Origin of the sequence: Pseudomonas sp. PB106 (genome assembly GCF_009764645.1) — a bacterium.
GTDB lineage: Bacteria > Pseudomonadota > Gammaproteobacteria > Pseudomonadales > Pseudomonadaceae > Aquipseudomonas.
Window position 1 is genome coordinate 146,599 of record NZ_RWIM01000017.1, and the last position, 19,908, is coordinate 166,506.

Sequence of the window (19,908 nt, forward strand, 5' to 3'; positions counted from 1 at the left end):
CTGACGTTTTTTGGATGGGCACAACAATACTTCATTATTGAGCGGTTTCGCAGCCCGGACTATCGGATGACAGGTAGATAGTTCCGTTTGCCCCTGACAATTCGCGAGCAAGCTCGCTCCCACAGGGGAATACATTTCAAATGTGGGAGCGAGCTTGCTCGCGAAGGGGCCATCACTGCCACCGCACATCACATATGCAATGCATGCCCGAGAGCACGCAACGCCGCTTCCTGCACCGCTTCACCCAAGGTCGGATGCGCATGGATGGTGCCGCCGATGTCTTCCAGCCGCGCGCCCATTTCCAGACTTTGCGCAAATGCCGTCGACAACTCCGACACACCAACACCCACTGCCTGCCAGCCGACAATCAGATGATTGTCCCGACGAGCGACCACCCGCACGAAGCCGCTTTTCGACTCCAGCGTCATCGCCCGGCCATTGGCGGCGAACGGGAAACTGGAAACGATGCAGTCCAGACCGGCCGCTTTAGCCTCGTCCGGGGTCTTGCCGACCACTACCAGTTCCGGGTCGGTAAAGCACACGGCGGCAATGGCGGTCGGGTTGAACTCGCGGGTTTTGCCGCTGATCAACTCGGCAACCATTTCGCCTTGTGCCATTGCACGATGAGCCAGCATCGGCTCGCCGCTCAAGTCGCCGATGGCGTAAACGTTGCGCATGCTGGTCTGGCAGCGGCTGTCGATCTTGATCGCCGAGCCGTTCATGTCCAGATTCAGCGCTTCGAGGTTCCAGCCTTGGGTATTCGGTTTGCGACCGACCGCGACCAGCACCTGATCGGTTTCCAGATTCAGCGTTTCGCCGTCAGGGTCGCGCACCTGCAAGGTGCCGTCGAAGCCCAGCACGCTGTGCTTCAAATACAGCTTCACGCCCAGTTGCTTCAGCGCGTCATGTACCGGTTGCGTCAGTTCGGCGTCGTAGGCCGGCAGGATGCGATCCTGCGCCTCAACAACGCTGACGTCGGCGCCAAGCTTGCGATAAGCGATGCCCAGCTCCAGACCAATGTAACCACCGCCAACCACCACCAGACGTTTCGGCACGGATGTCGGCGCCAGCGCTTCAGTGGAGGAGATGATCGGCCCGCCGATTGGCAGGATCGGCAGATTGACGCTGGTCGAACCGGTTGCCAGCACCAAATGTTCGCACTGAATGCGCGTGTCGCCGACGTCTACGGTTTTGCCGTCGATGACTTTGGCCCAGCCATTGATGACTTGAACCTTGTTTTTCTTCAGCAGGGCCGCAACGCCAGTGGTCAGGCGATCAACGATACCGTCCTTCCACTCGACACTTTTAGTGATGTCGAGCGTCGGCGCCGAAACGCTGATGCCCAGCGCCGAATGCTCACTGTGATGCTGGGTCTGGTGAAACTGCTCAGCGACATGAATCAACGCTTTCGACGGGATGCAGCCGATATTCAGGCAAGTACCGCCCAGCGATTGGCCTTCGACCAGAATGGTTGGAATGCCCAGTTGCCCGGCACGAATCGCTGTTACATAACCGCCGGGGCCGCCGCCGATGATCAGCAGCGTGGTGTTCAGAGATTGCATACGCGCCTTACTCCACAAACAAAGTGGCTGGTTGTTCGATCAAGCCGCGAATGGCCTGGATGAAGAGCGCCGCGTCCATGCCGTCGACCACGCGGTGATCGAAGGAGCTGGAGAGGTTCATCATCTTGCGGATCACCACTTGGCCTTTGACGACCATCGGCCGTTCGACGATTTTGTTGACGCCGACGATGGCCACTTCCGGCAGGTTCAACACCGGCGTGCTGACGATGCCGCCCAGCGCACCGAGGCTGGTCAGGGTGATGGTCGAACCGGACAACTCATCGCGGCTGGCCTTGCCATTACGCGCGGCGTTGGCCAAACGGGAGATTTCTGCAGCGCTGTCCCACAAGCTGCGCGCTTCGGCGTGACGCACTACCGGCACCATCAGGCCGACATCGCTTTGCGTGGCGACGCCGACATGCACCGCGCCGAGGCGGGTAATGATTTGGGCTTCGTCGTCGTAACGGGCGTTCATCTGCGGGAAGTCGCGCAGGGCGACGACCAAGGCGCGGACAAGAAATGGCAGCAAGGTCAACTTGCCACGGCTGGCGCCATGTTTTTCGTTGAGGTGAGCGCGCAGTTCTTCAATCGCAGTGACGTCGATTTCTTCGACGTAACTGAAGTGCGCGGCACGCTGGGTCGCGTCCTGCATACGCTGAGCGATCTTGCGGCGCATGCCGATCACTTGAATCTGTTCTTCGTCGTTACGCTGGGCGTAAGCAGCGCCAACCGGCGCCGAGGCGCTCGACTGACCTTGCGCCAGATAAGCGTCGAGGTCTTCGTGTAACACCCGACCGGCCGGGCCGGAGCCGCGTACCAGACGCAATTGAATTCCCAGATCCAGCGCATGTTTGCGCACGGCCGGGGAGGCCAGTGGGCGTTCATCCGCTTCACGCGCAACCATCGGGCCTTGGCAAACGGCAGCCGGGCGCGGTGCGGCTGGAGCAGGTTTGCTTTCAACAACGGCCTCAACTTTCGGCGCCACAGGCGCTTCTTTGGCTGGAGCAGGCGCGGCCGATTCCTTCAAATTGCCGGCACCTTCAACCTCGATGCTGATCAGCACACTGCCAACTGCCATCACTTCCCCCGGCTGACCGCCAAGGGCAATTACCTTGCCATGCACCGGCGACGGAATATCGACCATCGCCTTATCAGTCATCACGTCCGCCAGCACCTGATCCTCAACCACCAGATCGCCCACTTTGACGTGCCACTGCGACAGTTCTACTTCTGCGATGCCTTCGCCGATGTCCGGCATCTTGATAACGTGCGTGCCCATTCAGACCTCCATGACCCGTTTCAACGCCGCGCCCACTCGGGACGGCCCTGGGAAATACGCCCACTCCTGCGCGTGCGGGTAGGGGGTGTCCCAACCGGTGACGCGTTCGATCGGCGCTTCCAGGTGATGGAAGCAATGTTCTTGCACCAGCGACACCAGTTCGGCGCCGAAACCGCAGGTGCGGGTGGCTTCGTGAACCACCACGCAACGGCCGGTTTTCTTTACCGACTTGACGATGGTTTCCAGGTCCAGCGGCCACAGGCTGCGCAGGTCGATGACTTCGGCATCAACGCCGCTTTCTTCGGCAGCGACCTGCGAGACATAAACGGTGGTGCCGTAAGTCAGCACGGTCACGTCCTTGCCCGGACGGGTGATCGCGGCAACGTCCAGCGGCACGGTGTAGTAACCGTCCGGGACTTGTGCGGCAGGGTGTTTCGACCACGGGGTTACCGGGCGGTCGTGGTGGCCGTCGAACGGGCCGTTGTACAGGCGTTTCGGCTCAAGGAAGATCACCGGGTCATCGTTTTCGATGGAGGCGATCAGCAGGCCTTTGGCGTCATACGGGTTGGACGGCATCACCGTGCGCAGGCCGCAGACCTGAGTGAACATCGCTTCGATGCTCTGGCTGTGGGTCTGGCCACCGTAGATGCCGCCGCCGCAAGGCATGCGCAGGGTCATCGGTGCGGTGAACTCGCCAGCCGAGCGATAACGCAGGCGAGCCGCTTCGGAAATGATCTGGTCGGAGGCGGGGTAAACGTAGTCAGCGAACTGAATCTCGGCCACCGGACGCAAACCGTAAGCGCCCATGCCGACGGCAACACCGACGATGCCGCTCTCGGAAATCGGCGCATCGAACACGCGCGAGGTGCCGTACTTGGTCTGCAGACCTTCGGTGCAACGGAACACGCCACCGAAGTAGCCGACGTCCTGCCCGAATACCACCACGTTATCGTCACGCTCAAGCATCACATCCATGGCCGAGCGCAGGGCCTGGATCATGGTCATGGTGGTCGTGGTCATGGCGGTTTCCAACTGAATATTGTTGTTGTGATCGTTCATGTCAGATCCCCAACTGCTGACGCTGGCGCTTCAAGTGCTCCGGCATCTCTTTGTAGACGTCTTCGAACATGGTCGCGGCGCTTGGAATCTGGCCGCCGGCGAGGGTGCCGTACTGTTCGGCCTGTTTCTGCGCGGCAATCACTTCGGCTTCGAGCTCGGCGCTGACGGCGGCGTGCTCTTCGTCCGACCAGTGGCCGGCTTTGATCAGGTGCTGTTTGAGACGAGCGATTGGGTCGCCAAGCGGGAAGTGGCTCCAGTCATCGGCAGGACGGTATTTCGATGGATCGTCGGAAGTCGAGTGCGGGCCGGCGCGGTAGGTGACCCATTCGATCATGGTCGGACCGAGATTGCGGCGGGCGCGTTCGGCGGCCCAGGCCGAGGCGGCGTAAACCGCGTAGAAATCGTTGCCATCCACGCGCAGCGAAGCGATGCCGCAACCGACGCCGCGTCCGGCGAAGGTGGTGGCTTCACCACCGGCGATGGCCTGGAAGGTCGAAATCGCCCATTGGTTGTTGACCACGTTGAGGATCACCGGCGCACGGTAAACGTGAGCGAAGGTGAGGGCGGTGTGGAAGTCCGATTCGGCGGTAGCGCCGTCACCGATCCATGCCGAGGCGATTTTGGTGTCGCCCTTGATCGCCGACGCCATGCCCCAGCCCACGCCCTGAATGAACTGCGTGGCGAGGTTGCCGGAGATGGTGAAGAAACCGGCGTCCTTGACCGAGTACATGATCGGCAACTGCCGGCCCTTAAGCGGATCGCGCTCGTTGGACAGCAGTTGGCAGATCAGGTCGACCAGCGGAACTTCGCGGGCCATCAGAATGCTTTGCTGGCGATAGGTCGGGAAGCACATGTCGTCGATGTTCAAGGCCAGGGCCTGGGCACTGCCGATGGCTTCTTCGCCGAGGCTCTGCATATAGAACGACATTTTTTTCTGACGCTGGGCGACGACCATGCGGTTGTCGTAGATGCGCGTCTTGAGCATCGCGCGCATGCCTTTGCGCAGGATCTCGACCGGCACGTTCTCAGCCCATGGGCCGAGGGCGTTGCCCTGATCGTCAAGCACGCGAATCAGCCCACGCGCCAGGTCGGCGGTGTCGGCAGGTTCTACATCAACGGGAGGTTTGCGCACCGTACCGGCATCGGTCAGATGCAGGTAGGAAAAGTCTGTTTTGCAGCCTGGGCGGCCCGAGGGTTCAGGGACGTGCAGACGCAGCGGTTCATACGCTTGGGTCATGGCTTCTACGCTCGATCTTGTGAATTTCTTGTAGTGAGCTGGCAGTCATTCCTCGGTAGAGGAAATCTTGTCCTACAACAATCATAGGCCCGGCCAAGAAGAATATTTATCTCTGTTTCGTTGCGCTGCAGACGATTTGCAGATAGAAATTCTGCATAAACATAAAAAATAGGTGGTTTTGTCTCATGCGCAAACTGGACCGTACCGATATCGGCATTCTCAACAGCCTTCAGGAGAATGCGCGCATCACCAACGCTGACCTCGCGCGCTCGGTGAACCTGTCGCCGACACCGTGCTTCAATCGGGTGAAAGCGATGGAAGAATTGGGGCTGATCCGCGATCAGGTCACCCTGCTGGACGCCGACCTTTTGGGCCTGCACGTCAATGTGTTCATCCACGTCAGCCTCGAGAAACAGGTCGAAGAAGCGTTACAGCATTTCGAAGAGGCGATTTCCGATCGCCCCGAAGTCATGGAGTGCTATTTGATGGCCGGCGACCCGGACTACCTCATCCGGGTTTTGGTGCCGACTATTCAGTCGCTGGAGCGCTTCATGATGGACTTTTTGACCAAGGTGCCCGGGGTGGCGAACATCCGCTCGAGCTTTGCCTTGAAGCAGGTGCGCTACAAAACGGCGTTGCCGTTACCGGTCAATGGTCTGATTCTCGGTTCGTGAGCATCAGCCGTAGGCGTAACCGAGCGCCTTGCTATCGAGTACTTGCTTCACCTTCCAGTCAGTGGCCCAAGGGGCGGGCTCGCTGTCCAGGTGAAAGACAAGCCTTGTGCCATACATTTCAGGGGAAGCATTTTCGTGAAACGAGAACGGTGCTTCTGCAGGGTGTCGGCTCTTCCACTGTTCCCAAAGAAAATCGAGGTGACAGTGATGGAGAAAAAATATCGGGTCGTTGGGGGATGCAGCCGAGGTCATGTTGCCGCCGACCCACGAGCTCACTTCGTCATGCATGCCTTCGAGGAGATTTGCCCAACCGTCCGGCACTGACCAGTAAGGGGTTTTGGCAGAAACGGACTCGAGATCTGCCGACGAAGGTAACAAACCTTGCGCACCAAAGTTACGTCTAACCCCCGCATCGCCTCCTTCTTCGTCGTTGTCCCATATCCTGACGGCGTAGAGGCCTTTGTCGAGAGCGAAGGCCCCGAACGTTACTCGCTGGTCATGATTGGGATCACCGTCTCGACCCATAAAGTCATCGGTGAAGGGATCATTGGCCCCGCTCATGCTCCAGTTCCAATAAGGCAGGGTAAGCGACGGGTCGCCGACGGCAGCTTGCAATTCCAGTTCGAACTGGCGAATCAGAATCCGGTGCCAAGGGAAGAACAGGGGGGAGCGATGCGGGTTGGGGACAGCCGGAGTACCTGGACCCATGAAGTTCTTGTGAATCTGCACAAAGTCGTCATAACGGTGCTGCAGACCGGGCCGAAGTACGCTGGGGGTGATGTTTTTCAATACCAGAAGGGCCGTGATGAAGCCTTTTTTCTGTTCGGGAGTCATGTCCCGATGGTTTCGGCGAATGTCCATATTTCGAAAAATTCCATTGGTGAGGTGCCCAATGAAGTCTGGCCCCGGAGGGTCATTTTTCCAGTTCATGACGATCGCCGCATAGCATGGGAAATGTGACGCTATCAATGAGTTGTGCGGATTTTTCTTACACGGAGTTGAGCGGAATCTTCAGGTAAACCACACCGTTTTCCTCCGCCGCTGGCAAATTCCCCGCCCGTACGTTGACTTGAATCGCTGGCAGTAACAGCGTGGGTATGCCGAGGCCGGCGTCACGCGTGGTGCGCATCGCTACGAACGCCGCTTCATCAATCCCGTCATGCACATGAATATTGCTTTTGCGCTGTTCGCCGACGGTGGTCTGGCATTGCGCGGCGCGACCTTCCGGCGGGTAGTCGTGGCACACGTAGAGTTTCACGCTGGCCGGGAACGCCAACAATTTGTGAATCGAGTTGAACAACTGCTGGGCATTGCCACCGGGGAAGTCGCAGCGGGCGGTGCCGACGTCGGGCATGAACAAGGTGTCGCCGACCAGGATCTGTTCGCCGTCGATCAGGTACGCCATGTCTGCCGGCGTGTGTCCGGGCACGTGCAGGGCGGTGGCCTTGAGGTTGCCGATCCTGAACGATTGACCGGGGGCGAACAGATGATCGAACTGCGAGCCGTCGACGCGAAACTCTGGCTCCAGATTGAACAGTGCCTTGAACACGTTCTGCACTTTGCTGATCGATTCGCCGATGGCGATTTTGCCGCCCAGTTCCCGGCGCAGATACGGTGCGGCGGACAGGTGATCGGCGTGGGCGTGGGTTTCCAGCAGCCATTGCACTTGCAACTGGTGGGCGCGCACGAAGGCAATGATCTTGTCCGCCTGCGCGGTGCAGGTTCGTCCGGCGGCAGCGTCGTAATCGAGCACTGGATCGACGATTGCGCATTGTCCGCCATCGTCTTCATAGACCACGTAGCTGTAGGTCGAGGAGGCGGGGTCGAGGAACGATTCAATCTGCGCGGGCATGGACACCAACCTGAACAAGGAAAATGGGTTGCATCACTTTATCTAAAAACATAATGTTCGCAGCTTAAGTGACGTTGAAGGCATCGTGCAAATGCAATCCAGTCTGACCGAATGTGAAGTTGCCCAACTGCGCGCCTCGGCTTCCAAGGCCTGCGCATTGCTCAAGGCCCTGGCCAATGAAGATCGCCTGTTGATCCTGTGTCAACTGACCCAAGGCGAACGCAATGTCGGCGAGCTGGAAACAATGACCGGCGTGCGCCAGCCGACGTTGTCCCAGCAATTGGGCATCTTGCGCGATGAAGGCCTGGTCGCGACCCGCCGTGAAGGCAAATACATTTTCTACGGGCTGGCCAGTCACGAAGTGATTCAGGTGATGAAGACCCTGTCGGGGCTTTATTGCGGGGCGGTACTGAAAAACCTCGGCCATCAATAAATGCCAGCCAGAACACCACGTACCCTGTGGGAGCTGGCTTGCCAGCGATGAGGCCGGCACATCCGACATCTATGGTGAAGGACAGGTCGCCATCGCTGGCAAGCCAGCTCCCACAGGTTTAGTGGTTGACTCGGAAAAATCCTTGCGTGCAGCAAAAAGGAACAAGCAATGAACGATCAACACTGGGGCCCATCCATCAGTGCGGACATCGTGGTCATCGGCGGCGGCACTGCCGGTATCGGTTTTGTCGCCAGTCTGCTCAAGCGTGATCCAGGGAGCATCACGGTCATTGAACCGAGCACTCAGCATTACTACCAGCCGGCGTGGACGCTGGTTGGCGGTGGCGCCTTCAACGTGAAAGACACCGCACGGCCAATGGCCAAGGTGATGCCACGTCAGGCCACCTGGATTCAAGCTGCCGTCACGGGCATCGATCCCGACAAAAAACAACTTACCCTCAACGACGAACGCACAGTCGGCTACCAGAACCTGATTGTCTGCCCCGGCCTGCGTCTGGCCTGGGAGAAAATCGAAGGTTTGCAGGAAAGCCTCGGCCAACACGGCGTCACCTCCAACTACAGCTATCAACACGCGCAGTACACCTGGGATCAGGTGCAGAAACTGCGCGGTGGCACAGCGCTGTTCACCCAACCGGCGATGCCGATCAAATGCGCCGGCGCACCGCAAAAGGCGCTGTACCTGTCTTGCGATCATTGGCTGAAAAACGCTGTGCTGAACAACATCAAGGTCGAATTTAATGTGGCCGGTGCCGCGCTGTTCGGCGTGGCGACATTCGTCCCGCCGTTGATGAAATACATCGAAAAGTACAACGCGCAACTGGCTTTCAACTCGAACCTGGTCAAGGTCGATGGGCCGGCGAAAACCGCGTGGTTCGAGATCAAGGACGCCGACGGCAACGTCACGCGCGAGGCGAAAACCTTCGACCTGCTGCACGTGGTGCCGCCACAAGTCTCGCCGGATTTCATCGCGCAAAGTTCGCTGGCCGACGCCGCCGGCTGGTGCGAAGTCAACCCGAACAGTCTGCAACATCCGCGTTATCCGGAGGTGTTCGCACTCGGTGACATCTGCGGCACGAGCAATGCCAAAACCGCTGCGGCAGTGCGCAAGCAAGTGGTCGTGGTCGCGGAAAACCTGTTGGCGCTGCGCAAGCAAAAACCGCTGCCGCTGAAGTACGACGGCTATGGTTCCTGCCCGCTGACAGTGGAGAAGGGCAAAGTGATCCTCGCCGAGTTCGGCTATGCCGGTAAATTGCTGCCGACGTTCCCTCTGGACCCGACGCAGGCGCGACGTTCGGCGTGGTTCCTCAAGGCGACGTTGCTGCCGTGGTTCTACTGGAATGGCATGCTCAAGGGCCGCGAGTGGCTGACGGGTTTGTCCAAGGTCGACTGAGAAAAACCTATGTTGCTGGCAACTTTGTTTGGCGTGGTGATGGGGTTGGTACTCGGTTTGACCGGGGCCGGTGGCGGCATTCTTGCGGTGCCGGCGCTGGTGCTCGGGCTTGGCTGGACGATGACGCAAGCAGCGCCGGTCGCATTGTTCGCGGTCGGCAGCGCGGCGGCGGTCGGCGCTATCGACGGTTTGCGTCATGGCTTGGTGCGTTATCGCGCGGCGCTGTTGATTGCGGCGTTGGGTGCGGTGTTTTCGCCGCTGGGGATTTACTTCGCGCATCAGTTGCCGGAAAAAATCCTCATGGTGCTGTTCAGTCTGCTGATGGTCATGGTCGCCTGGCGCATGCTGCGGCGCGAGCGCCAGCAGGCAGGCCCGAGCGATCACGGTCACGCCAGTTGGGGCCAGAAGAACTGCATGCTCAACGAAGACACCGGTCGCTTCGACTGGACCGCCAAATGCACCGCGACCCTGGCGGCATTGGGCGCAATTACCGGGGTGGTGTCCGGTTTGCTCGGCGTTGGTGGCGGCTTCTTGATCGTGCCGGCGTTCAAGCAACTGACCGATGTGCAGATGCGCGGCATCGTTGCCACGTCGTTGATGGTGATCAGCCTTATTTCGGCGATTGGCGTGATCGGCTCGTTTCACGCAGGTGTGCGCATCGACAGTCAGGGTGCAGCGTTCATTGTGGCCAGCATTGTCGGCATGATCATCGGGCGCAAACTGTGCGCGCGGGTGCCGGCGCGGGCGTTGCAGGTGGGGTTTGCCAGTGTCTGTCTGGTGGTGGCGGGGTATATGTTGTTGCGGGCTTGAGTTTCAAAAAAGAAACCGCAGCCCGTTGAGGGCTGCGATCTTTTAGGTTCTTACAACACCAAATGCGGCAACCACAGGGAAATTGCCGGAATGTAGGTGACCAGCATCAACACCAGGAACAGCACCGCGTAGAACGGCAGCAACGCTTTGACAGTGCTTTCAATACTCACTTTGCCCACCGCTGACCCGACAAACAGTACCGCGCCCACCGGCGGCGTTATCAATCCGATCCCCAGGTTCACCAGCATGATCATGCCGAACTGCACCGGGTCGACGCCGATGCCGAGAATCACCGGCATCAGGATCGGCGTGAGGATCAGGATCAGTGGCGCCATGTCCATCACCGTGCCGAGCAACAGCAGCATGACGTTGATGCACATCAGGATCACATAGCGGTTGTCCGACAGGGTCAGGAACAGCGTGGTGATTTTCGCCGGAATCTGCATCAGCGTCATGATGTAACCGAAGCTCGCGGCGAAACCGATCAGGATCATCACGATCGAAATCGTCCGCACCGTGCGGTGCATCAGTTTCGGCAGCTCACGCCACTTGTAGTCGCGGTAGATGAACATGGTCACGAAGAACGCCCAGAGCACGGCGATGGCTGCCGACTCGGTCGCGGTGAAGATACCGGAGAGAATCCCGCCGAGAATGATCACCATCGCCATCATGCCCCACAGCGCTTCGCCGACGATTTTCAACGCCTGGCGCATCGGGATTACTTCACCCTTTGGGTAGTTGCGCTTTTTCGCGAAGATCAGGCACAGCACCATCAGGCAGGCGCTCATCATCAGGCCCGGGACGATGCCGGCCATGAACAGCGAGGCAATCGAAACCGTGCCACCGGCCGCCAGCGAATAGAGCACTGAGTTGTGGCTCGGCGGTGTCAGCAAGGCCTGCACCGAACCGCTGACGGTCACTGCCGTGGAGAAGTCGCGCGGATAACCTTTGCGCTCCATTTCCGGAATCAGCACCGAACCCACCGACGCAGTGTCGGCCACCGACGAACCGGAGATCGCGCCGAAGAAAGTCGATGCAACGATGTTGACCAGTGACAGGCCGCCGCGCACGAATCCAACCAGCACCCCGGCACACGCTACCAACCGGCGCGACATGCCGCCCTCGGCCATGATCGCACCGGCCAGCACGAAGAACGGAATGGCCAGCAACGAGAATTTGTTCACCCCCGAAGCAACCTGGATCATCACCGCCTGGAACGGAATGTCGATCCACCATGCCCCGATCAGGGCAGCAGCACCCAGCGCGTAGGCGACCGGCATGCCGACCAGGATCAATACGATAAAACTGCCCAGCAGAATCAGAGCGTCCATTAAGCGGCACCTTCACTTTCTTCGACCAGGTCGAACTGCACGACTCGACGTTTGCTCTGGTCACCGAGCAAGAGTTTTTCGACAACGAAAATCAGCGTGAGCAAGCCGCCCACTGGAATCGGCAAATACGTCACGCCAACCCGCAGGTCGGGCAGGGCGGCCATGAACTGGTTCCAGGTGGACATGCACAGCTTGAAGCCCCAGATGGTCATGAAGAGGCAGATCAGGCCCATGAGCAGTTGGGAAAAAATCGACGCAGCGGATTTCAGTTGCGGCGGCATGCGGTCGGTGAGCATCGCCACGGCCATGTGCGCGCCAGCGCGATAACTGGCGGCAGCGCCGATAAAAGTGAACACCATCATCAGCAGAATCGCTGTGGGTTCCGGCCAGCTCGAACCGGTGCCCAGCACATAGCGGGCAAACACGCCCCAAGGGATCATCAGGGAAATCGCCAGGACGGAAAGGCCGGCGACCCAGATGCACGTCATGTAAATCTTGTCGTTGATACGCAGCAGCAAATTCTTCATCGGGTTCCACCGTAACCGGGCGCGCCTCGAACATCGGGCGCGCCGGGCCTTTTCATGAGTATGGAGCGGGAGGCGTTACTGAACGGCTTCGATCTTTTTGATCAGATCGGCATACGGCGCGCCGTATTTCTCCCGAACCGCGGCGGTGGCGTCGTAGAAGGGTTTTTTGTCGACGGTGATGAACTCGACGCCGGCAGCCTTGAGTTTTTCTTCGCTGGCAGCGGACTTCTTGTCCCACAGCACGCGTTCTTCCGCCTGGGCAGCCTTGGCGGCTGTCTTGACCAGCGCCTGTTGATCCGGGGTGAGTTTTTCCCAAGTGATTTTCGACATCACGATCGGCTCGGGCAGGATCAGGTGACCGGTCAGGCTGTAGAACTTGGCGTTCTGGAAGTGGTTGTGTTCAAGCAGGGTCGGCGGGTTGTTTTCCGCGCCATCGATCACGCCGGTCTGCAGGGCGCTGAAGATTTCGCCAGTGTCCATGGCGATGCCGTTGCCGCCCATGGCGTTCATCATGTCGATGAACATCGGGTTGCCCTGGACACGGATTTTCATGCCCTTGAGGTCTTCGAGTTTACGTACCGGTTTCTTGGTGTAGATGTTGCGTGTGCCGCCGTCCATCCAGGCCAGGGCCACCAGGCCGAATTCGGAGTTGGTGATTTTGCCGAGGATCTCGTCGCCTACCGGGCCATCGATGACGTCACGCATGTGTTGCTGGTCGCGGAAGATGAACGGCATGTTGAACACGTTCACGTCCGGCACCACAGGGCCGACGATACCCAGGCTGACGCGCGACAGCTGCACCGCGCCGACCTGCATCTGCTCGATGACTTCCTTTTCCGAACCGAGCACACCGCCCGGGAAGTACTTGAAGGTCAGCTCGCCGTTGGTTTCCTTGGTCAGGGTCTTGCCCATGCTTTCTTCGGCTACGACAGTCGGGTAACCGGCGGGGTGGATGTCAGCGAATTTGAGTTCCAGCGCCTGGGCGGCACCGGCGAAGGTGAACATCAGTGGAAGTGCAGCGGCGAGCAAGGTGCGTTTGAAGTCCATGGGGGTGTCTCCAGTCTTGTTATTGTTGTGTTCAAGGCGCAGCGGTGCAGCAATCGGGTTACAGCAAAGAGTCGAACAGTGGCTCCGGCAGGCCTTTGACGCCGGTGTTCAGGGCGAACACGCCGCCGGCCAGGGATTGCGGATCGTGGTCATCGCCGGGACGGATCGAGGCGACGAACAAGGTGTCCATCCCGCTGCCACCGAAGGCGCACATGGTGGGTTTTTTCACCGGCACGGGCAGCGAGTAATCAAGGCGTCCGTCCGGCGTGAAGCGATGAACCAGGCCGGCGTCGTTGGCGCAGATCCAGTAGCAACCGTCGGCGTCTACTGCCGCGCCGTCGGGGCGGCCGCAGTAATCGTTCATGTCGACAAACACCCGACGGTTCGACGGGGTGCCGGTGTCGGTGTCGTAATCGAACGCCCAGATCAATTGCACGTTGGGGTGCGAGTCGGACAAGTACAGGGTTTTGCCGTCGGGGCTGAAGCCGAGGCCGTTGGGCACGATGAAGCCGTCGAGCTGCGCTTCGACCACCCCGGACTGCCCGGCGCCGTAACGATAGAGCCGACCCTCGGGCGCGTTCAGGCCCATGTTCAGCACCATGCTGCCCGCCCAGAATCGACCCTGACGGTCGCAGCGACCATCGTTGAGACGCATGTCATCACGGTTGTGCTCGACGCTGGCCAGTAGCTCACTGTCGAGGCTGCCGTCGCTGTGCGGGTGCAGATGAAAGAAGCCGCTTTCCATGCCGGCGATCCAGCCGCCACGGCTGTGGCGGGCAATGCAGGCGAGCATTTCCGGGGCTTTCCAGGCATGTACATGGCCGTTGTCGGCGCTCCAGCGTTGCAGTCCACCGTTGGGAATATCGACCCAGTACAGCGCATTTTCCTGCGGTACCCAGACCGGGCTTTCGCCCACGGCGTTGCGGGCGTCGACGATCAATTCGGCTTGCATACTCAATCCCTTGTGTCGTTGTCAGAGTGATCAGTCGCCGAACGGACCGGCCGCGACAAACGCGCCGCCCTGATAGATGCGTGCCGGGTCATCGGCGGCCGGCATTGGTTGCGCTTCGACTTTTTCACGGAACACTTCGGAGCTGTCCTTCGCTTCATAGCCGAGGTGGCTGGCGAAGCGGTTGTCCCACCACACGTCCTTGTTGTCGGACATGCCGTAGACAATGGTGTGGCCGACGTTGGGCGTGTACAGCGAGTGTTCGAGCAATTGCGTGAGGTCGTCGAAGCTCAGCCAGGTGTGCATCATTCGACGGTTTTGCGGCTCGGGGAACGAGGAGCCGATGCGGATGCTGACGGTCTCGATGCCGTAGCGATCGAAGTAGAAACTGGCCATGTCTTCGCCGTAGGACTTGGACAATCCGTAGTAGCCGTCAGGGCGGCGGGCGGAGCTGGCGTCGAGGTGTTCGTCCTGTTTGTAGAAGCCGATGACGTGGTTGGAACTGGCGAAGATCACCCGCTTCACGCCATGCCGCCGCGCGGCTTCATAAATGTGGAAGACGCCGCAGATGTTGGCGCCGAGGATTTCTTCGAACGGGCGCTCAACGGAGACGCCGCCGAAATGCAGAATCGCATCGACGCCTTCGACCAATTGGTGCACGGCGTGTTTGTCGGCGAGGTCGCAGACGACGATTTCTTCGCGATCATCGACCGCCGGGGCGAGGGCGGCGATGTCGGACAGGCGCAAGACATTGGCGTAAGGGCGCAGGCGTTCGCGTAGAACTTTGCCCAGGCCACCGGCAGCGCCGGTCAGCAGCAGGCGATTGAATGGAGCACGGGGTGTGGAGGTAGACGTCATGGCAATCCCTGAACACATTGTTATTAGGTTTGTTGTAGGTTGTCGTATGACTGCGCTGAAGTATCGGTAGGGTTTCCAGAACTTGTCAACGCGACTTTCGGTGTAGATGACGGAAGGCCCAATGCTCTTTTCGTTCGATACTCCAATCCTGTACTTGCAATGCGATCCCTTGTGGGAGCGAGCTTGCTCGCGAATGCGGTGTGTCAATCAACACTCATGTTGAATCTGCAGCCGCCATCGCTGGCAAGCCAGCTCCCACAGGGTGCTGCCGTGAGCACAGATATCGAAAATAACTTTGGTAACTGTGGGAGCTGGCTTGCCAGCGATAGGGCCGGTGCAGGCGATTTTTGCATCGACTGACAGGACGCATTCGCGAGCAAGCTCGCTCCCACAGGGGAAATTGCTTACAACAACGAAATCGGATAGCTGACAAAGATCCGGTTTTCGTCAAACTCGTTGGTGCTGAAATCCCGGCGAATCGTCGCGTTACGCCATTTCACGTTGAGGTTTTTCAACGGACCGCTCTGTACGGTGTAAGCCAGTTCCGACTCGCGGCCCCATTCCTTGCCATCGGTGATGGTCCCGGTGTGCACGTTATCGCCGCTGATGTAGCGGTTCATCAGGGTCAGGCCGGGAATGCCGAGGGCGACGAAGTTGTAGTCGTGACGCAGCTGCCAGGAGCGCTCCTTGGCGTTGTCATAACTGGCGTTGTAACTGTCGTTGGCCAAGGTGCCGCCGCTGGTGCCGTTGACCCGCATCCACGCGTCGTCGCCGCCCAGTTTTTGCAGGCCGACGTAGAAGGTGTTGCCACCGTATTTGGCGGACAGCATGGCGAACGCGGTCTTGTTGTCGAGGTCGCCGGCCTGGGCGCTGCCGTCTTCCTTGCCGGTGAAGAAACCGAGGTTGGCGCCCAGCGTCCAGTCGCCGAGCGGCTGGCTGTGGCTGAGGTTGAAATACTGCTGCTGATAGATGTCGCTGAGTTCGGCGTACCACACGCCGACCAGGGTGCGCTTGTCGTTGAAGGTGTATTCGCCGCCGCCGAAGTTGAAGCGATCCGAAGTGAACGCGCCGCGGCCGTTCATCGACATGTCTTCCATGCTCGCATCGTTGCGCGGGCTGTTGCCGCGGAACTGGCCGCCGTAAACGGTCAGGCCATTGATTTCGGTGGAAGTGATCTGGCCGCCGCGAAAGGTTTGCGGCAGTGAGCGACCATCGTCGGAGCGCAGGATTGGCAGGACCGGCATCCACTCGCCGACCTTCAATTCTGTCTTCGACACCTTGGCTTTCAACGCCACGCCGAGACGGCCGAAGTTGTCCGCCGGACGCCCGTCATCGTGGATCGGCAACAGCTGCGTGCCGCCGGTGCCTTTGCCGCCATCAAGCTTTTGCGAATACATCCCCAGCACATCCAGACCGAAACCGACGGTGCCTTGGGTGAAGCCGGATTTGGCGTCGAGGATGAAGTTCTGCGTCCACTCTTCGGCCTTGCCCTGGGCGTTGGCCGGGTTGACGAAGTTGCGGTTGAAGTAGGCGTTGCGCAGGTTCAGCGTGGCTTTGCTGTCTTCGAGAAAGCCTTCGGCATCGGCGCTCATCGGTAGCGCGAGGGCCAGGCTGCTGCAGCCGATCAGGCTCAGGGTGGAACGCGGGCAAATAACGGAAAAGCGGGAAGGGCGGACGGAATTGCGGACGAGTGTGCTCACTGTGACGCTCCCTGTTGCGTTTATTGTTTTTATTTTTGTTATACGTCGTCGTACAACATGGTTGCGGATATTTCCTAGGTTTTCGGGGAATGTCAATAACAAGTTATACGATGACTTGGTGAACCTGAATTTCCAGCTCTCTGCCCAACCTTGTGGGAGCTGGCTTGCCAGCGATTGCGCAGTGTCATTCAACAAGGATGCTGGATGTGCCGGCCTCTTCGCTGGCAAGCCAGCTCCCACAGGGTTTGGTGGATAACAGGGGGAAAAGTGTTTTAGCAATGAATTTGCGGCAAACTTAACCACCTTCCGCACAAGGCCTTTCAATGGATCAATACGCCCCGCGCAACTGGCAACCCCACGAGAAGCCCAGTCTGCCCGGTTCTCCCTCGACGCCGTTGCACTCCAATCCCAAGCGCCTGGCCTATGCGCTGGTCGGTTTGCTGGTGGCGGTGACCGGTGGTTTGGGTAATTCGCTGGTGGTCGCCAACCTGACGTATCTGCAGGGCGCCCTCGGCGCAACCACCGCAGAAATGGCCTGGCTGCCGGCGGCGTATGTGATGACCAACGTGTCGATGAACCTGCTGTTGGTGAAGTTTCGCCAGCAGTTCGGTTTGCGCGCGTTTACCGAAGTGTTTCTGGTGCTGTATGCGCTGGTGACCTTCGGCCATTTGTTCGTCAACGACCTGAATTCGGCGGTGGCGGTGCGTGCGGCGCACGGCATGGTTGGCGCGGCGCTGAGTTCGCTGGGCCTGTATTACATGGTTCAGGCGTTCCCGGCAAAGTGGCGAATGAAGGCGCTGGTCCTCGGTCTCGGCACCTCGCAATTGGCGCTGCCGCTGGCGCGTTTGTTCTCCGAAGACTTGCTGCAAATCGCCGAATGGCGTGGCTTGTACCTGTTCGAGTTAGGCATGGCGTTGCTGTCGCTCGGTTGCGTGTTGATGCTCAAATTGCCGCCGGGCGACCGCTTCAAAACCTTCGAAAAACTCGACTTCCTGACCTTCGCGATTCTCGCCACAGGCGTTGCGCTGTTGTGCGCAGTGTTATCACTGGGGCGGATCGACTGGTGGCTGGAGGCGGACTGGATCGGTGTTGCCCTGGCCTCGTCCATCGCGCTGATTCTCGCCGGCCTGGCCATCGAACATAACCGCAGCAACCCGATGCTGATGACCCGTTGGCTTGGCAGCGGAACGATGATCCGCCTGGCGCTGGCGGTGACTCTGATTCGTATGGTCACCTCGGAGCAGTCCACCGGGGCGGTGGGTTTCATGCAGAACCTGAACATGGGCTACGAGCAGTTGCACAGCCTGTACGTGGTCATGCTGATTGGCAGCGTCGCGGGGCTGTTGACCAGCGCGCTGACGATCGATCCCAAGCACCTGTTGATGCCGCTGATCATCTCCCTGGGTCTGATGGCCACCGGGTCGGTGATGGACAGTTTTTCCAACAACTTGACCCGCCCGCAGAACCTGTATTTCAGCCAGTTCCTGCTGGCGTTCGGCAGCACGTTTTTCCTCGGCCCGACCATGGTTCTCGGCACGCGCAATGTGCTGACCAATCCGCGCAATCTGGTGAGTTTTTCCGTGCTGTTCGGGATCTGCAATAACCTTGGCGGCCTGCTTGGCGCCGCGCTTCTGGGAACCTTCCAGATCGTCCGTGAGAAATTCCATTCCAGTCATATCGTCGAGCATCTGGTGCTGTCCGATCCGTTGGTTGCCGCCCGGGTGCAGAGCGGCGGCTCAGCGTTCGGCTCGGTGCTGGCCGACCCGAGCCTGCGCAACCTCGCGGGTATTCGCACCCTGGCCAATGCCGCTACCCGTGAGGCCAACGTGCTGGCCTATAACGACGTGTTCATGCTGATCGCCGTGATTGCGGTGCTGACCATGATCTGGCTGTCCATTCGTGCGCTGTGGCTGATGAGCACCACCAAAGCCGTCGCCCCCGCGCCATCCACACCTTCGAGCGGTGCCATTTCTTCATGACCGAACCGACCACCACAACCACCCACGCTATTGCCGCCACGCCTGAAGGTGTCGCGCCGCCGTCATCGCCGAACACCGAGCCACGTTCGCTGCGGGTGCGGATTATTTCCTCGCTGGGCTTCGCCATGATTGCCATCGTTGGCGTGTTGATCGTCTTGTATGCGTGGCAGTTGCCACCGTTCAGCAGCGCGGTCGAGACCACCGAAAACGCGTTGATTCGCGGGCAGGTGACGATCATCGGTCCGCAGCTTGCCGGTTATGTGTTTGAAGTGCCGGTGCAGGATTTCCAGTACGTGAAGGCCGGCGATTTGCTGGTGCGCCTCGACGACCGTATCTACCAGCAGCGCCTCGATCAGTCGTTGGCGCAACTGGCGGTGCAAAAGGCATCTCTGGCCAACGTGGTGCAGCAGCGCAACAGCGCCGAAGCGACGATCAAGTTGCGTCAGGCCGTGCAAGCCGACAGCGAAGCGCAGCTGCGCAAGAGCGAGGCCGATCTGCGTCGAAATCAGGAGTTGGTGCGCGACGGTTCGGTGTCCAAACGCGAGATGGACGTGGCGCTGGCGGCCAATGCGCAAAGCATTGCGGCGGTGGCGCAGGCCAAGGCCAATCTGGAAATCGCCCGCCAGGATCTGCAAACGGTGATCGTCAATCGCGGCTCGCTGGAAGCGGCAGTGGCCAGCGCCGAGGCGGCGGTGCAACTGGCGCGGATCGATCTGTCGAACACCCGTATCGTCGCCCCGCGCGACGGCCAGTTAGGGCAAATCGGCGTGCGTTTGGGCGCCTACGTCAACTCCGGGGCGCAGTTGATGGCGTTGGTGCCAAACCAGAAATGGGTGATCGCCAACATGAAGGAAACCCAGATGGACAACGTGCGGGTCGGGCAGCCGGTGCGCTTCACGGTCGATGCGTTGAACCACCGTAAATTCACCGGGCATGTGCAGCATATTTCGCCGGGGACCGGGTCTGAATTTGCGCTGTTGCAGGCGGATAACGCGACGGGCAACTTCGTCAAAATCGCCCAGCGCGTGCCGGTGCGCATCACCATCGATGCGGATCAGCAGGAAGAGGAACGGCTGCGGCCGGGGATGTCGGTGGTGGTCAGCATCGACACCGCCGCTGGCGACACCCAACCCCATTAAGATCAAAAGATCGCAGCCTTCGGCAGCTCCTACATGGGTACTCTGTAGGAGCTGCCGAAGGC

Annotated in this window: 18 protein-coding genes; 6 read left to right on the forward strand and 12 right to left on the reverse strand. The window is 59.7% G+C overall.

Translation table 11 applies throughout. The features are described 5' to 3' along the window. Nucleotides 1–188 precede the first annotated feature (188 nt). Genes lpdA through EJA71_RS03555 form a run of 4 tightly spaced genes read right to left on the reverse strand, consistent with a single transcriptional unit; the run spans nucleotide 189 to nucleotide 5,137 of the window. The gene (gene lpdA, locus EJA71_RS03540) at nucleotides 189–1,562 is read right to left on the reverse strand and encodes a dihydrolipoyl dehydrogenase (RefSeq protein WP_158954345.1); all 1,374 of its coding nucleotides are present in this window, start codon (nucleotides 1,560–1,562) and stop codon (nucleotides 189–191) included. Between the two features lie 7 nt (nucleotides 1,563–1,569). Then, entirely contained in the window at nucleotides 1,570–2,841 is a 1,272-nt protein-coding gene (locus tag EJA71_RS03545; protein ID WP_158954347.1) for a dihydrolipoamide acetyltransferase family protein, read from the reverse strand. Then, nucleotides 2,842–3,900: an alpha-ketoacid dehydrogenase subunit beta gene (locus EJA71_RS03550; RefSeq protein ID WP_007952909.1), complete on the reverse strand. Its 1,059-nt coding sequence runs from the start codon at nucleotides 3,898–3,900 to the stop codon at nucleotides 2,842–2,844. A gap of 1 nt (nucleotide 3,901) precedes the next feature. Then, nucleotides 3,902–5,137, reverse strand: coding sequence for a 3-methyl-2-oxobutanoate dehydrogenase (2-methylpropanoyl-transferring) subunit alpha (locus EJA71_RS03555; RefSeq protein ID WP_158954349.1), 1,236 nt, complete (start codon nucleotides 5,135–5,137; stop codon nucleotides 3,902–3,904). 185 nt (nucleotides 5,138–5,322) lie between these two features. On the opposite strand from EJA71_RS03555, the gene bkdR reads away from it, so the two are divergent. Beyond that, nucleotides 5,323–5,811 carry a Bkd operon transcriptional regulator BkdR gene (bkdR, locus tag EJA71_RS03560; protein ID WP_158954351.1) on the forward strand — a complete coding sequence of 163 codons (489 nt, stop codon included), beginning with the start codon at nucleotides 5,323–5,325 and terminating at the stop codon, nucleotides 5,809–5,811. Nucleotides 5,812–5,814: 3 nt separating this feature from the next. On the opposite strand, the gene EJA71_RS03565 is transcribed toward bkdR, so the two are convergent. Then, nucleotides 5,815–6,741, reverse strand: coding sequence for a tyrosinase family protein (locus EJA71_RS03565; protein ID WP_256671471.1), 927 nt, complete (start codon nucleotides 6,739–6,741; stop codon nucleotides 5,815–5,817). 58 nt (nucleotides 6,742–6,799) lie between these two features. Continuing rightward, nucleotides 6,800–7,663 carry an MBL fold metallo-hydrolase gene (locus EJA71_RS03570; RefSeq protein WP_158954353.1) on the reverse strand — a complete coding sequence of 288 codons (864 nt, stop codon included), beginning with the start codon at nucleotides 7,661–7,663 and terminating at the stop codon, nucleotides 6,800–6,802. Nucleotides 7,664–7,754: 91 nt separating this feature from the next. Here EJA71_RS03570 and EJA71_RS03575 point away from each other — a divergent pair, with 91 nt between their 5' ends. From EJA71_RS03575 to EJA71_RS03585, 3 genes are all read left to right on the forward strand, one after another. Next, on the forward strand, nucleotides 7,755–8,096 hold the full coding sequence (locus tag EJA71_RS03575) for a helix-turn-helix transcriptional regulator (protein WP_158954355.1): 342 nt from the start codon (nucleotides 7,755–7,757) through the stop codon (nucleotides 8,094–8,096). 168 nt (nucleotides 8,097–8,264) lie between these two features. Beyond that, nucleotides 8,265–9,506 carry an FAD/NAD(P)-binding oxidoreductase gene (locus EJA71_RS03580; RefSeq protein WP_158954357.1) on the forward strand — a complete coding sequence of 414 codons (1,242 nt, stop codon included), beginning with the start codon at nucleotides 8,265–8,267 and terminating at the stop codon, nucleotides 9,504–9,506. 9 nt (nucleotides 9,507–9,515) lie between these two features. Continuing rightward, entirely contained in the window at nucleotides 9,516–10,316 is an 801-nt protein-coding gene (locus EJA71_RS03585; RefSeq protein ID WP_158954359.1) for a sulfite exporter TauE/SafE family protein, read from the forward strand. Between the two features lie 50 nt (nucleotides 10,317–10,366). Here EJA71_RS03585 and EJA71_RS03590 read toward each other — a convergent pair whose 3' ends face one another. The 6 genes from EJA71_RS03590 to EJA71_RS03615 form a co-directional block, all read right to left on the reverse strand. Further along, nucleotides 10,367–11,647 carry a TRAP transporter large permease gene (locus EJA71_RS03590; RefSeq protein WP_158954361.1) on the reverse strand — a complete coding sequence of 427 codons (1,281 nt, stop codon included), beginning with the start codon at nucleotides 11,645–11,647 and terminating at the stop codon, nucleotides 10,367–10,369. Further along, nucleotides 11,647–12,174 (reverse strand): TRAP transporter small permease, encoded by a 528-nt coding sequence (locus EJA71_RS03595; RefSeq protein ID WP_158954363.1) that lies wholly within the window; start codon nucleotides 12,172–12,174, stop codon nucleotides 11,647–11,649. Before EJA71_RS03595 ends, EJA71_RS03590 begins: the two co-directional genes overlap by 1 nt. A gap of 75 nt (nucleotides 12,175–12,249) precedes the next feature. Beyond that, nucleotides 12,250–13,221 carry a TRAP transporter substrate-binding protein gene (locus tag EJA71_RS03600; protein WP_158954365.1) on the reverse strand — a complete coding sequence of 324 codons (972 nt, stop codon included), beginning with the start codon at nucleotides 13,219–13,221 and terminating at the stop codon, nucleotides 12,250–12,252. A 58-nt stretch (nucleotides 13,222–13,279) separates the two neighbouring features. After that, a complete protein-coding gene (locus EJA71_RS03605; protein WP_158954367.1) occupies nucleotides 13,280–14,173 on the reverse strand; it encodes an SMP-30/gluconolactonase/LRE family protein in 894 nt (297 codons plus the stop codon). Between the two features lie 30 nt (nucleotides 14,174–14,203). Then, a complete protein-coding gene (locus EJA71_RS03610) occupies nucleotides 14,204–15,028 on the reverse strand; it encodes an NAD(P)-dependent oxidoreductase (protein ID WP_158954369.1) in 825 nt (274 codons plus the stop codon). A gap of 404 nt (nucleotides 15,029–15,432) precedes the next feature. Next, nucleotides 15,433–16,728, reverse strand: a complete 1,296-nt coding sequence (locus EJA71_RS03615) for an OprD family porin (protein WP_158954371.1) — start codon at nucleotides 16,726–16,728, stop codon at nucleotides 15,433–15,435. Between the two features lie 323 nt (nucleotides 16,729–17,051). On the opposite strand from EJA71_RS03615, the gene EJA71_RS03620 reads away from it, so the two are divergent. Continuing rightward, nucleotides 17,052–18,707, forward strand: coding sequence for an MFS transporter (locus EJA71_RS03620; protein WP_158954373.1), 1,656 nt, complete (start codon nucleotides 17,052–17,054; stop codon nucleotides 18,705–18,707). Continuing rightward, nucleotides 18,704–19,846, forward strand: a complete 1,143-nt coding sequence (locus EJA71_RS03625; protein WP_158954375.1) for an HlyD family secretion protein — start codon at nucleotides 18,704–18,706, stop codon at nucleotides 19,844–19,846. Before EJA71_RS03620 ends, EJA71_RS03625 begins: the two co-directional genes overlap by 4 nt. The last annotated feature ends 62 nt before the right edge of the window (nucleotides 19,847–19,908 follow it).